This window comes from Bacillus sp. B2-WWTP-C-10-Post-4 (genome assembly GCF_009183805.1).
GTDB lineage: Bacteria > Bacillota > Bacilli > Bacillales > Bacillaceae_G > Bacillus_A > Bacillus_A cereus.
Genome location: NZ_WEII01000026.1, coordinates 42369 through 55797 on the forward strand (window position 1 = coordinate 42369; position 13429 = coordinate 55797).

Here is a 13429-nt window from a genome sequence, read left to right on the forward strand (position 1 = left end):
TAAAACAACATGATAAGAGCTAAGAGTGAAGATCTCTTAGCTCTTCTTGGCAAAAGGGGGCATACATCGTGGCCAACCTATTTAAAAAGAAATCCGTTACGCAATTGTTAGGGGAAAGTAAAAGTAAAACTTTGACGAAAACGCTAGGGGCATTTGACCTAACAATGCTAGGGATTGGTGCGATAATTGGTACAGGAGTTCTAGTATTAACTGGATTAGTAGCAGCAAGAGATGCTGGTCCAGCAGTTATTTTTTCATTCATGATTGCAGCCATCGTTTGTGGATTTGCAGCATTATGTTACGCAGAGGTTGCTTCTACACTTCCTGTTTCAGGTAGTGTGTACACATACTCATATGCAACAATTGGTGAGTTTGTAGCTCATTTAATGGGATGGACATTACTATCCGTATATGTTGTAACGACTGCCGCAGTAGCTGGCGGATGGACTGGTTACTTCCATAACTTAGTGAGTGGATTAGGGCTTGAAATTCCAAAAGCACTGCTAACGATTCCGTCTCAAGGTGGTATAGTGAATTTACCAGCAGTTATCGTTACATTAGTTATAACTTGGTTATTATCAAGAGGTACGAAAGAAAGTAAACGAGTGAATAACATAATGGTATTAATTAAAATTGGTATCGTTGTTTTATTCATTGCAGTTGGTGTATTCTACGTGAAACCAGAAAACTGGATACCATTTGCACCGTATGGTTTAAGTGGAGTTTTCGCGGGGGGAGCAGCAGTATTCTTTGCTTTCTTAGGATTTGATGCATTAGCAACTTCTGCTGAAGAAGTAAAAAATCCGCAACGTGATCTACCGATTGGTATTATCGCTTCGTTAGTCATTTGTACAATCATTTATGTTGTAGTTTGTCTCGTTATGACGGGTATGGTTTCATATAAAGAGCTAGATGTACCGGAAGCGATGGCGTATGTGTTAGAAGTTGTAGGACAAGATAAAGTAGCTGGTATAATCGCAATTGGAGCTGTAATTGGTATTATGGCAGTAATTTTTGCTTACATTTATGCAACGACACGTGTATTCTTCGCAATGAGCCGTGACGGTTTATTGCCAGAATCTTTCGCGAAAATTAATAAAAAGACAGAAGCACCAACATTTACAGTTTGGTTAACAGGAATTGGTAGTGCTTTAATTGCTGGATTTATCGATTTGAAAGAATTGTCGAATTTAGCGAATATTGGAGCGTTGTTAACATTTGCGATGGTTGGTGTGTCAGTTATTATTCTTCGTAAAACACATCCAAAATTACAACGTGGATTTATGGTACCACTTGTACCGATCTTGCCGATTATTTCAATTGCATGTTGTCTATTCTTAATGGTAAACCTACCATTAAAAACATGGATGTATTTCGGTGCTTGGTTAGCAATCGGAGTAGTTGTATACTTTGTTTATTCGAAAAAACATAGTCATTTAAAAGACGATGGAAGTTCGCAGGATAATTTAGAACAAGCTAATTAAAGGGATATAAACACAGTAAGCCTTGTGCGTCTAGGGAGCGCGCAAGGCTTTTTCTTTTGTTGAAATAAAGGGAATGTATATTATTTTGTCGAATTTTTCTGTCGGAATATGAAAAAAGGTGGGAGCGAAATGGAAGAAACAAAAGTTGTTGTTGGAGCAGAGGGTTATAATAATAACCCTGGTTGGTTACATACGAATGAAGAAGAATTAAATTTATTACGGAGAGAAACTTGGCTTGATAAATTTCAACCTAATTCTTTATCAGTAATTTTGGCAGAACATGTATGGGAGCATTTATCATATGAAGAAGGAATTGAAGCTGCAAAAATTTGTTATGAGTTTTTAATGGAGAATGGATATATTCGTTGTGCAGTACCAGATGCATTTTTTCCAGATGAAGAATATCAGCAAGGGGTACAAGTAGGTGGACCTGGTCCATTAGATCATCCTGCAGCAAGTCATAAAATTGTTCATAGCTATAAAACAATCACGTCCATGTTTGAATCAGCAGGTTTTCAAGTAAGGCTCTTAGAATACTGTGATGAGAATGGTAAGTTTCACTATAATGATTGGAATGAGAAAGATGGATTTATTTATCGTTCGAAACGTTTTGACCATAGAAATCGGGATAATCATTTAGGATTTGTTTCTTTAATTGTGGATGCGGTGAAAAATGAAAAGTAAGTAAAAAGGGGTGTGCGAATTGTGCATCCTTTTTTGTATGAGAATATAGAGAGTGCGGAAAATATGTATACGACTTATTAAAATGTGAACGGAATGTTCATAAAAAAAATTCAGATTTCATTGACACATATGAGTGGGCGCTCATATAATAAGAGTATAAGATATATGAATGATTGTTCATATGTTCAATTAAAGAGGTGAGCTATTATGGCTGGAAATAAAGTAGAAACACCACAAGAGACATGTTCTCAAACGATAATTCATGAAGAAGTTGTAGAGCAAGTAAAACAAACAATTCCAACTGATGAAAGTTTAAGTAAAGTAGCAGAACTATTTAAAGTATTAGGTGACCGTACACGTACGAGAATATTACATGCGCTATTTGAAGCTGAAATGTGCGTTTGTGATTTAGCTTATTTATTAGGAATGACACAATCATCTATTTCGCATCAGCTTCGTGTGTTAAAGCAAGCGAAACTTGTGAAGAATCGTAAAGAAGGAAAGGTTGTTTATTATTCGTTAGCTGACCAGCACGTAATTCATATCTTCGAGCAAGCGTTTGAACACGTAAACGAAGAAGAATAAAAAGAACGCGAGGAGGGAGAACGATGGCTGAAGCGTTAGTGAAAAAGAAACTGATGTTAGAAGGTTTAGATTGTGCGAATTGTGCAATGAAAATTGAAAAAGGTGTTGGGAATATAGAAGGAGTAAATTCTTGCTCTGTAAACTTCGCAACAAAGACAATGATCTTAGAAACAGCACAAAATAAAGAAAACGAAGTTGTTACGGAAGCAAAACAACTCGTTACAAAATTAGAACCGCATATTAAAGTGCAAGAAGAGCAAAAAAATAAAATTTCTAAAGAAGTATTTATATTAGAAGGTTTAGATTGCGCGAACTGTGCAATGAAAATTGAAAATAAAGTGAAGGAAATGCCAGCTGTCTCAGAAGCAACTGTTGATTTCGTATCGAAGAAACTACGAGTAGAAGTTGCGAATAAAAGAGAACTAGAAGCAACTGTAGCAAATATAACAAATGTCGTTCAAAAGTTAGAACCAGATGTGAAAGTTGTTCGTGAAGAGAAGAACGGTCATGACCACGGACATAGTCACGATCATGGTGAAGCAAATGTGAAAAAGATGGTAGGGAGATTAGTGGTCGGCGGAATTTTGACAGCAATTGCTGCATTAGCGGGCTTACCACAAATGGTAACAATTCCGTTATTCGTCCTTGCTTATTTATTAATAGGTGGAGATATCGTTTGGAGAGCGATAAGAAACATAACTCGTGGCCAAGTATTTGATGAAAACTTCTTAATGGCAATTGCAACTGTAGGAGCTTTTGCAATTCAACAATATTCTGAAGCTGTAGCAGTAATGCTATTTTATCAAGTAGGAGAACTATTCCAAAGTATTGCGGTAAACCGCTCCCGAAAATCAATTACTTCATTAATGGATATTCGTCCTGATTATGCGAATGTAAAGATTGGAAATGAAACGAAGCAAGTATCACCAGAAGATGTAAAAATTGGCGATTATATTATCGTTAAGCCAGGTGAGAAAGTGCCGTTAGACGGAAAAGTAATTGAAGGAACATCAATGGTAGATACTTCAGCATTAACAGGTGAATCTGTACCACGTGAAGTAGAAGTTGGAAATGATGTATTAAGTGGCTTTGTGAACCAAAATGGTGTGTTGACAATTGAAGTTACAAAAGAATTCGGTGAATCCACTGTATCAAAAATTTTAGATTTAGTTCAAAATGCAAGCAGTAAAAAAGCACCAACGGAAAACTTTATTACGAAGTTTGCACGTTACTACACTCCAGTTGTAGTTATTACAGCGGCGATCATGGCGTTTATTCCACCACTTATTTTAGAAGGAGCTACATTCTCTGAGTGGATTTATAGAGCTTTAGTGTTCTTAGTAATCTCTTGTCCATGTGCGTTAGTTGTATCCATTCCTCTTGGATTCTTTGGAGGTATCGGTGGTGCATCTAAAAGTGGTGTGTTAGTAAAAGGTAGTAACTATTTAGAAGCTTTAAATGATGTAAAATATATTGTTTTTGACAAAACAGGAACATTAACAAAAGGTGTTTTCAAAGTTACAAAAATGGAACCGAGCGAAGGTACTACAAGCGAAGAGTTATTAGAGTATGCGGCATTTGCTGAAGTGTATTCTAACCATCCAATTGCCCAATCTATTCGAAAGGCATATGGAAAATCAATTGATGAAAAAATAATCGATGATTATAACGAAATTTCTGGTCACGGTACAGTCGTAAAAGTACAAGGAAAAGAAATTTTTGCAGGTAATGCAAAATTAATGAGAAAAGAAAATATTGAATTTAAACAACCAGAAACAGTAGGTACATTAGTTCACGTTGCTGTAGATGGAAAATATGCAGGTTATATTGTTATTTCTGATGAGGTAAAAGAGGATTCGAAACAAGCGATTCAAAAGTTAAAAGAACTAGGTATTAAAAAGACAGTAATGTTAACTGGTGATGCAAAAACAGTTGGTGAAGCTGTCGGTAAAGAATTAGGCTTAGATGAAGTTCATGCGGAATTACTACCGCAACAAAAAGTAGAAGAGATTGAAAAAATTGATACAGCGAAGCATGGAAAAGAAAAAATTGCCTTCGTTGGTGACGGTATTAACGATACACCAGTATTAGCCCGTGCAGACGTTGGTATTGCGATGGGTGGTTTAGGATCAGATGCAGCAATTGAAGCGGCAGACATCGTTATTATGACTGATGAGCCTTCAAAAATTGCGACAGCTGTAAAAATTGCAAAACGCACAAGAAGTATAGTGTGGCAAAATATCATCTTTGCTTTAGGTGTAAAAGGGATCGTTCTATTACTTGGTGCCTTTGGTATTGCAACAATGTGGGAAGCTGTTTTCTCAGATGTTGGTGTGACACTACTTGCAGTGTTAAATGCAATGCGTGTATTACGAGTGAAAGATTTATAAAAAAGAGGACGCAACCTGCGTCCTCTTTTTTATTGGTTATTTTGTTGAAATTGATTTAATAAAATAATATCAAATATTATTTTACTTTTAAATAATATAATATTAAAATTTACAAATAAAAAACATTCGTCGTATTATTTTAATATATTTTTTACAAATATCCATATAGTATTGAAAAAACAGAGAAGGAGAAACTTCTCTGTTTACTTTTGTATGTTTTTTTCAACTTGTTCTCGAACAGTTTGAATGTAATTCATTTTATGATCCCAACATTCTTGGCTTAAATCGACAGGATACTCTTCGGGATTTAAAGTTCGCATGTATTCTTCCCAAAATAGAGCGAGACTCTGTTCATTATATTGTTGAATATCTAATATACTTGGTAGTTCATATGTTCTTTCACCGTTAACGAAAATGTCTTTATGGAGTTCACGGGCTTCAAAGTTTGTTACGAATTTACTTATATATGTGTGAACTGGATGGAACATTTTTAAGCGCTCTTCTTTTCCAGGTTCTTCAGAATCTAATGCAATATAATCGCCTTCTGCATGATCGTTTACCCGATTGATAATACGATAAATTCGTTTCAGTCCTGGAGTGGTAATTTTTTCAGGGTTAGATGAAATTTTAATCGTATCATTTAATTTTCCGTCAGTATCTTCAATCGCAACTAGTTTGTAAACAGCCCCCAATGCAGGTTGCTCAAAGGACGTAATTAATTTTGTCCCAACACCCCATACGTCAATTTTTGCTCCTTGAGATTTAAGGTGCATAATTGTGTATTCATCTAAATCGCTAGAAGCGATAATTTTTGTATTTGTAAACCCTGCTTCATCTAATAGTTTTCGTGCCTTTTTCGATAAATAAGCCATATCACCACTATCAAGACGTATGCCATAGAAATCAATACGATCCCCAAATTCTTTTGCAACACGAATCGCATTTGGAACACCAGATTTCAATGTGTCATATGTATCAACGAGAAAGACGCACTTTTTATGAGTTTCAGCGTATTTTTTAAACGCGACGTATTCATCGCGATATGCTTGAACGAAAGAGTGAGCGTGTGTGCCAGCTACAGGAATCCCAAAGCGTTTCCCAGCACGAACGTTGCTTGTAGAGGAGAAACCACCAATAAAGGCAGCACGCGTCCCCCAAAGGGCAGCATCGAACTCATGGGCACGTCTTGTGCCGAACTCTAAAAGCTCATCATTACTTGCAGCATGTTTCATACGTGCTGCTTTTGTGGCAATTAATGTTTGGTAATTCACAATATTTAAGAGGGCAGTCTCAATAATTTGTGCTTCACCAAGTGGTGCATCAACACGTAATAAAGGTTCGTTATTAAATACAACTTCGCCTTCTTGCATACTGCGAATCGTCCCAGTGAATTTCATATTTTGTAAATAATGAAGGAATTCTTCTTCAAATTGTAATTCTGCTAAATAAGCGATATCGCTTTCAGTAAAACTGAAATTTTCTATGTACTCTACAATTTTCTCAAGGCCAGCAAAAACAGCGTAGCCGTTCTCAAATGGAAGCTTTCGAAAATATAAATCAAAAACAGAACGGCGATTATGAATACCATCTTTCCAATATGTATAAGCCATGTTGATTTGATATAGGTCTGTATGTAAGGCATAACTATCGTCTTTATAATGAGTCATCGCGAGAACACCTCCATAATTTGGTTATAGTATACCAATTTTTCACCATTCGTAGCAAAGAAGAGATATTGATGTGAAGTCAAGAGAGAAAAAAATGAAATTATGCATATTTTTTAGAAAATTTATATTTATCAATTTATATTTCTCCAGATTTTATGTATTATTAGAGTAATGGGGGTAATGAGAATGGAGGAGGACAATGCAACAAACATTAGAAAAAATAGGCAAACAAGTCTTTTATAAACGGCTACAGCAAAAAATGACACAAGAAGAATTATGTCAGGGCATTTGTTCTGTCTCATACTTAAGTAAGATTGAAAATGGAAAGATTGAAGCATCAGAAGAAATTCTACAATTGCTCTGCGCAAGATTAGAAATTGCCGTGACGGATTTGAGGGATGTAGAAGAAGATGTGAAGGGGAAGCTGGATGAATGGTTGAATGCACTAGTTCATTTAGACAAGCAACAAGTAGAACGTATATATGAAGAGTTGCAAGGTGAAATGAAGCATGTGTTGGATTTTGAAATTATAAATTATTATAAACTGCTGTATACACGTTATTTAATTATGAAAAGGGATTTTCCTGCTGTCGAAAAAGAGTTAGAGAGCTTAAAGAAGATGTACAAAAAGTATTCACCATTCCAAAAATTATTATATACGTATAGCAAAGGGTTATATTATTTTTTACAACATAGATATAAGAAGGCATTGGAGTATTTGACTCGAACAGAAGTAATGGCAAAGGAACAAGGTTATCATGAGAATGGAATATATTTCAATTTAGCTCTTGTTTATAATGAATTAGAAGTTGAACATATGACTTTACATTTTGCTAATGTAGCAATGGAAGGATTTAAGAATGAATATAAATTCCGTTATGTGATAAATTGCCAGTTACTTATTGCGTTGAGTTATATACAAAAAAAGCAATATAATGAAGCACTATCTATTTATAATAATATTTTGAGGGAAGCAAATTCTTTTGCTGATAAAGAAAGTATAACAGCTATTGCTTTAAATAATTTAGGCTTTTTGTACTATAACTTAAAAGATTATGCAAAAGCAAAAGATTATTATTTACAATGCCTAAAGTACAAAAAGGAAGAGGATTTAAATTATATTGATGCAGTGTATGAGATCGCTTTGCAGTGTATTGAATTAAAAGAATTTGAAGAAGCGAAAGATTGGATTAATAAAGGGATAGATGTTGCCAAGAGGGATGAAAAGTATAAAAGTATGCTATATATACTTTCAATGCTTAAGAATAAATACTTTGAAACGAAAGATGTTTATAAAAGATTTTTAGAAGTTGAGGCAATCCCATTTTTTAGAGGCGAAGAAAATAAAAAGGAATTAAAAATGGTGTATTTAGAACTAGCAGGATATCACGAGGAATTACTAGAATTTAAGGAAAGTAATAACTACTATAAATTAGCAATTAATTTATTAGAAGAAAAGGGAGGAAAATAATATGAAAAAAATAATTATTGGTGCTTTGGCTTTGGTAGCTGTATTAGTGGTATTGGAACCGCAATATGCTTGGACATCGGATATTTATGGTCAAGGAGAAAAAGTAGTAGAATTAATAAATTCTTAACAGAAACCCCTTTCCAACAGGAAAGGGGTTTTTCAATATTTGTTCCTCAAAATTCTACAAAACTTGAGAAAAAAATTATTTGAATTTTTAGTATATTAATAGTGGAAACATAATGCTAATATGAAACTACTCTTTTTCAAAAAAAATTTTATTAGGGGGAAGGTTCATGAAAAAGAAAAGTTTAGCATTAGTGTTAGCGACAGGAATGGCAGTTACAACGTTTGGAGGGACAGGCTCTGCATTTGCGGATTCTAAAAATGTGCTCTCTACGAAGAAGTACAATGAGACGGTGCAGTCACCTGAGTTTATTTCTGGTGATCTAACTGAAGCAACTGGCAAGAAAGCAGAATCTGTTGTGTTTGATTACTTAAACGCAGCAAAAGGTGATTACAAGCTAGGGGAAAAGAGTGCACAAGATTCTTTCAAAGTGAAACAAGTGAAGAAAGATGCTGTAACTGATTCAACAGTAGTACGTATGCAACAAGTTTACGAAGGAGTGCCTGTATGGGGTTCTACTCAAGTAGCTCACGTAAGTAAAGACGGTTCTTTAAAAGTATTGTCTGGAACAGTTGCACCTGATTTAGACAAAAAGGAAAAGTTGAAAAATAAAAATAAGATTGAAGGCGCAAAAGCAATTGAAATCGCGCAGCAAGATTTAGGGGTAACACCGAAATATGAAGTAGAACCAAAAGCGGACTTATATGTATATCAAAACGGTGAGGAAACAACATATGCATATGTTGTAAATCTAAACTTCTTAGATCCAAGCCCAGGAAACTACTACTATTTCATTGAGGCAGACAGCGGTAAAGTATTAAATAAGTTTAATACAATTGATCATGTGACGAATGATGATAAGTCACCAGTTAAGCAAGAGGCTCCTAAACAGGATGCGAAAGCTGTTGTAAAGCCTGTAACAGGAACGAATAAAGTAGGAACTGGTAAAGGTGTATTAGGAGATACGAAGTCGCTTAATACAACGTTATCTGGATCATCTTACTACTTACAAGATAATACACGCGGGGCAACGATTTTCACATATGATGCGAAAAACCGTTCAACATTACCAGGAACATTATGGGCAGATGCAGATAATGTTTTCAATGCAGCGTATGATGCAGCAGCAGTAGATGCTCATTACTATGCAGGTAAAACATATGATTACTATAAAGCTACGTTTAATAGAAATTCTATTAATGATGCAGGAGCACCGTTAAAATCGACAGTTCATTACGGAAGTAATTATAACAATGCATTCTGGAACGGATCACAGATGGTATACGGAGATGGTGATGGTGTAACGTTTACTTCATTATCTGGTGGAATTGATGTAATTGGTCACGAGTTAACGCATGCTGTTACGGAAAATAGTTCAAATCTAATTTATCAAAATGAATCTGGGGCTTTAAATGAAGCGATTTCTGATATCTTTGGTACTTTAGTAGAATTCTATGATAACCGTAACCCGGATTGGGAGATTGGTGAAGATATTTACACACCTGGTAAAGCAGGAGACGCACTTCGCTCTATGAGTGATCCTACGAAGTATGGTGATCCAGACCATTATTCTAAGCGTTACACTGGTTCAAGTGATAACGGTGGTGTGCATACAAACAGCGGCATTATTAATAAACAAGCTTATTTATTAGCAAATGGTGGTACGCATTATGGTGTAACTGTAACTGGTATCGGTAAAGATAAATTAGGTGCGATTTACTACCGTGCAAATACACAGTATTTCACGCAATCTACTACATTTAGTCAAGCTCGTGCTGGTGCAGTACAAGCTGCTGCAGACTTATATGGTGCAAATTCTCCTGAAGTAGCAGCAGTTAAGCAATCATTTAGTGCTGTTGGTGTAAACTAAGGCTTTAAGGAAGAGCTAGTAATAAAATACCTCAAAAATAAAGAAGGAGCATAGGCTCCTTCTTTATTTTTTTCTCCATTTTTTCCACAAATAAAACAATCCAATAACGCCTGCGATTGTTACAACCCACTTCGCTTCATTTGTTCCGTTCATGACTTGGTATGCCGAATATACTTCAATCAATAAGGCCGGTATTTTACCTATTGTACTGGCAATACTGAAGGAGAGTAATGACATTTTCCCTAGAGCTGCAAATAAAGTCACGATACTTGATGGGATGAAAGGTATCAATCGAAACGATAGAACGAGTAGAAAGGCCTCTCTACCTTCTACATAAAGAAGACGCTCTACCTTTGGGTACTTATTTACTTTATCGTGAGTGAACTTTTGAAGGCCCAGGCGGTAAATATAAAACGAGATAATAGCCCCTAAGGCCTCACCTGCGATCGAAATGATTGTGCCATTTGTTACACCGAAGAGCTGTATATTAATGGCGGTTAAAAAGATGCTAGGAATAACACCTAAAAGACTAATGATGATGTTAATTAAGATACTAAGTGGAATTGCGATTGAATAGTATTCTGTTAAGAAATTTTGAATCGTTTCAGCCATTGTTTAAAATCCTTTATCTTTTTTTGCATTACACCATATTTCGATTGTATAGGCAAGGGAAAATTTACATAATGTAGAAAAACGTTGATAAGAAGGGGTATTTATACCTTATATGGGTATTAGGTATATAAAAATAGGGGTATTTTAAATCATTTTGAAAAACAGTATAAAAACCTTTGTGTAAAAGAGTTTTATAATTATATTATTTTTGATTTTATTCGGGAAATAATTATAAAATATAGGGGGTATATATTATAAAAGGCGAAAAATAGAGGGTTGATGAAATTGCGCGGGTAAATATGGAAAAATAGATGAAAAAAATGAAAACTGATAGATTTTTTCGTTGTGAAATTGACTTTTAGTGAAGTTGCGATAATAATCATGGAAGAGGTGATATGATGAAACGAATAAGCAGTCTTTTCTTCAGTAGTTTATTGGCATTACTGCTAATCTTAAGTGGATGTGCAGGAAAAGAACAAAAAACAGAGAAACAGACAGGTAATCAAGCTACATCGGTAGAAAAAATTAGTGATAATATTTTAGATGAAATGGAAGGACCACCTAAAAATGGTCATACGATTGAAAGACATGTAGGCAAGTCAGAAGAGGATTTGAAGAATCGCTTGAAGACAGATAAAGTGTCAGCCGCAAGTACATACTATGATAAAGAAACAGCGACGAAAGCTGTAAAAGATAGCTTGAAGCAACATGACAAGGAAATTCAAGATTGGTTAAAAAATTCTAAAGAGGCTCGTCTCGTAATAAATACAACTCATTCATTCCCTGTTGGAAAAACGGTAATAAAGAAAAATATGAGTGTAAAAGACAAATTGGTAAAAACTGTTACTGTTTTAGCAAGAGATAAGTCAGGGGAATTAGGGTTTAAGATTATTACTTCTTATCCATCTGATAAATAAGAAGGGGGAGTACATTATGTATACGACATTACAATACTTTCTTAAATCGTACTGTACGTTAAGTATTCATGAGGATGAAATAGTAAGCGTGATGGAAGAGTTTATTGAACAAGAAGACGAAGAAATTGTTTTGAAATTACGTGATGAATTAATAAATATGAAGAAAAAGAACGCGTGGGAAGAGGCGTGTGTATTAGCTGCGAAGCAAGGAAACCGTATGTGGTCTTTAGAAGAAACGAAAGATCATCTTGAAACTTTTTTACTATTACTGCAAAAGAAAAAGGCGTGATTTACTCACGCCTTTTTCTTTATGCTATTTGGTTGATATTATCTATTCTTTTGGAGCGCTTTTATATACGCTTTTTGAAATTTGTCCATTTGATATTACTTCCCCGTTTTGTGTTACTTTTTTATACGTAACCGCTGTGATTTTATCACTAGTCCTACTAATTACTTGAGAAGAAACTTCAACATTTTTACCAGTATTTGTACCGAAAATGCGTGTAGTAATACTACCTCCATTTGAAAATGCTTGAATATAAATATGATTGCCTGTATTATTTTTAAATTTTAAATCTGGACCATAATCTGCTACTGCTGCATCTTGCCCAAGTGGTAAATAATTTACTGGCATAGAATGATTGCTTCGAGAAACAATTCCTAAATCAGCCCTTAAAGCTGCGCTGTATAAAGTACTACTGACTTGGCAAACTCCTCCGCCTGCACTTTGTATTACTTTACCTTGTGAATATACTGCTGCAGATTTGTAACCATGTGCAGCATCAGTTACGCCAACGCGGCCGTTAAAACTAAATGTTTCATCAGGTGCGACAATAACCCCACTTAAAGTATTAGCTGACTTATTTACGTTAAATGATTGATTTCCGTTACGGCCAGCCATTGGAGTAGAATATTCAGCAATGACTTCTTTAATACCCATTTTCTGTATATCTTCTGTAGAGCGTTCTGGTTTTATGAATGTAACTGGTAATGTAACATCTGATTTACCAGTAGTAATAGCTTCGTTTGTTAAACTGTTTAGTTTTCCTTTATCAATTTTTTCTCCGTTTTGGCTTTGACTAACATTTACTGTTGAGCCTTCAATGCTTAATTCTGCATTAACAGGATTTTTTAATGTTTCATTATATTTATCTTTTATAAAGGTTTCGTAAGCTGTTGCATTTAATTGTGGTGTTAATTTATAGTCACGTTTTAATTCACCGTTTTCAGCTTGCTTACGCATTTTGTAACGATTCATTACGTTTCCTTCTTGTTCTTTAAAGATTTTGTCAATAATATCTTTCTCTTTATAATTTACTCCTAAATCTTTCCATGTGTAAGTTTGTTTATCGTTTTGGAATATGTAGGTAAGGGATTTTTGATCTAATTCAGTTAACCTTTGATTAATAATTGCTTGAATATCTTTCTTATTTTTTCCATCGAGAGAAATACCTTCAAATGTAGTATTTGGTAATGCAGTAGTATCTAATTGATTATTTAATTTGGATACATATTGATATCCCCCAACACCGCCTACACAAAGTAATATGCCCCCAGCAATTGCAGAACCAATCAGTATTTTACTTAGCTTCATTTATTTCCCCCCAGAAATTTATGTATAAATA

Annotated in this window: 12 protein-coding genes; 9 read left to right on the plus strand and 3 right to left on the minus strand. The window is 34.8% G+C overall.

From position 1 onward, the window contains the following. Positions 1 to 68: 68 nt before the first annotated feature. The 4 genes from GBN78_RS13110 (at position 69) to GBN78_RS13125 (ending at position 5143) form a co-directional block, all read left to right on the plus strand. On the plus strand, positions 69 to 1484 hold the full coding sequence (locus GBN78_RS13110; RefSeq protein WP_001284887.1) for an amino acid permease: 1416 nt from the start codon (positions 69 to 71) through the stop codon (positions 1482 to 1484). A gap of 129 nt (positions 1485 to 1613) precedes the next feature. Continuing rightward, positions 1614 to 2168, plus strand: a complete 555-nt coding sequence (locus GBN78_RS13115; RefSeq protein WP_000393178.1) for a class I SAM-dependent methyltransferase — start codon at positions 1614 to 1616, stop codon at positions 2166 to 2168. Positions 2169 to 2375: 207 nt separating this feature from the next. Further along, on the plus strand, positions 2376 to 2753 hold the full coding sequence (locus tag GBN78_RS13120; RefSeq protein ID WP_000918378.1) for an ArsR/SmtB family transcription factor: 378 nt from the start codon (positions 2376 to 2378) through the stop codon (positions 2751 to 2753). A 23-nt stretch (positions 2754 to 2776) separates the two neighbouring features. Next, on the plus strand, positions 2777 to 5143 hold the full coding sequence (locus GBN78_RS13125) for a heavy metal translocating P-type ATPase (protein ID WP_152127465.1): 2367 nt from the start codon (positions 2777 to 2779) through the stop codon (positions 5141 to 5143). Positions 5144 to 5346: 203 nt separating this feature from the next. Here GBN78_RS13125 and GBN78_RS13130 read toward each other — a convergent pair whose 3' ends face one another. After that, positions 5347 to 6810, minus strand: coding sequence for a nicotinate phosphoribosyltransferase (locus tag GBN78_RS13130; protein ID WP_000150186.1), 1464 nt, complete (start codon positions 6808 to 6810; stop codon positions 5347 to 5349). Between the two features lie 199 nt (positions 6811 to 7009). Here GBN78_RS13130 and GBN78_RS13135 point away from each other — a divergent pair, with 199 nt between their 5' ends. The 3 genes from GBN78_RS13135 to GBN78_RS13145 all read left to right on the plus strand — a co-directional run bounded on the left by GBN78_RS13135 (position 7010) and on the right by GBN78_RS13145 (position 10275). Then, on the plus strand, positions 7010 to 8281 hold the full coding sequence (locus GBN78_RS13135; protein WP_001187937.1) for a helix-turn-helix domain-containing protein: 1272 nt from the start codon (positions 7010 to 7012) through the stop codon (positions 8279 to 8281). Between the two features lies 1 nt (position 8282). Next, entirely contained in the window at positions 8283 to 8408 is a 126-nt protein-coding gene (locus GBN78_RS13140) for an NprX family peptide pheromone (RefSeq protein WP_000720172.1), read from the plus strand. Positions 8409 to 8574: 166 nt separating this feature from the next. Continuing rightward, complete coding sequence (locus GBN78_RS13145) at positions 8575 to 10275, plus strand: M4 family metallopeptidase (protein WP_152127466.1); 1701 nt, start codon at positions 8575 to 8577, stop codon at positions 10273 to 10275. Between the two features lie 63 nt (positions 10276 to 10338). Here GBN78_RS13145 and GBN78_RS13150 read toward each other — a convergent pair whose 3' ends face one another. Further along, positions 10339 to 10887 (minus strand): TVP38/TMEM64 family protein, encoded by a 549-nt coding sequence (locus tag GBN78_RS13150; protein ID WP_000852232.1) that lies wholly within the window; start codon positions 10885 to 10887, stop codon positions 10339 to 10341. 398 nt (positions 10888 to 11285) lie between these two features. Between GBN78_RS13150 and GBN78_RS13155 the strand changes: the two genes are divergently transcribed. Together GBN78_RS13155 and GBN78_RS13160 are read left to right on the plus strand one after the other, a co-directional pair. Then, positions 11286 to 11804 (plus strand): RNase A-like domain-containing lipoprotein, encoded by a 519-nt coding sequence (locus tag GBN78_RS13155; RefSeq protein ID WP_152127467.1) that lies wholly within the window; start codon positions 11286 to 11288, stop codon positions 11802 to 11804. A 16-nt stretch (positions 11805 to 11820) separates the two neighbouring features. Next, positions 11821 to 12093: a hypothetical protein gene (locus GBN78_RS13160; protein ID WP_000288803.1), complete on the plus strand. Its 273-nt coding sequence runs from the start codon at positions 11821 to 11823 to the stop codon at positions 12091 to 12093. 42 nt (positions 12094 to 12135) lie between these two features. Here the strand turns inward: GBN78_RS13160 and GBN78_RS13165 are convergent, their stop codons facing one another. Beyond that, a complete protein-coding gene (locus GBN78_RS13165) occupies positions 12136 to 13398 on the minus strand; it encodes a VanW family protein (RefSeq protein WP_152127468.1) in 1263 nt (420 codons plus the stop codon). Positions 13399 to 13429 lie beyond the last annotated feature (31 nt).

Coding starts and splice junctions, on each gene's coding strand:
- GBN78_RS13115 (WP_000393178.1), top strand. CDS start 1,614: ATGGAAGAAACAAAAGTTGTTGTTGGAGCAGAGGGTTATAATAATAAC.
- GBN78_RS13120 (WP_000918378.1), top strand. CDS start 2,376: ATGGCTGGAAATAAAGTAGAAACACCACAAGAGACATGTTCTCAAACG.
- GBN78_RS13125 (WP_152127465.1), top strand. CDS start 2,777: ATGGCTGAAGCGTTAGTGAAAAAGAAACTGATGTTAGAAGGTTTAGAT.
- GBN78_RS13130 (WP_000150186.1), bottom strand. CDS start 6,810: ATGACTCATTATAAAGACGATAGTTATGCCTTACATACAGACCTATAT.
- GBN78_RS13135 (WP_001187937.1), top strand. CDS start 7,010: ATGCAACAAACATTAGAAAAAATAGGCAAACAAGTCTTTTATAAACGG.
- GBN78_RS13140 (WP_000720172.1), top strand. CDS start 8,283: ATGAAAAAAATAATTATTGGTGCTTTGGCTTTGGTAGCTGTATTAGTG.
- GBN78_RS13145 (WP_152127466.1), top strand. CDS start 8,575: ATGAAAAAGAAAAGTTTAGCATTAGTGTTAGCGACAGGAATGGCAGTT.
- GBN78_RS13150 (WP_000852232.1), bottom strand. CDS start 10,887: ATGGCTGAAACGATTCAAAATTTCTTAACAGAATACTATTCAATCGCA.
- GBN78_RS13155 (WP_152127467.1), top strand. CDS start 11,286: ATGAAACGAATAAGCAGTCTTTTCTTCAGTAGTTTATTGGCATTACTG.
- GBN78_RS13160 (WP_000288803.1), top strand. CDS start 11,821: ATGTATACGACATTACAATACTTTCTTAAATCGTACTGTACGTTAAGT.
- GBN78_RS13165 (WP_152127468.1), bottom strand. CDS start 13,398: ATGAAGCTAAGTAAAATACTGATTGGTTCTGCAATTGCTGGGGGCATA.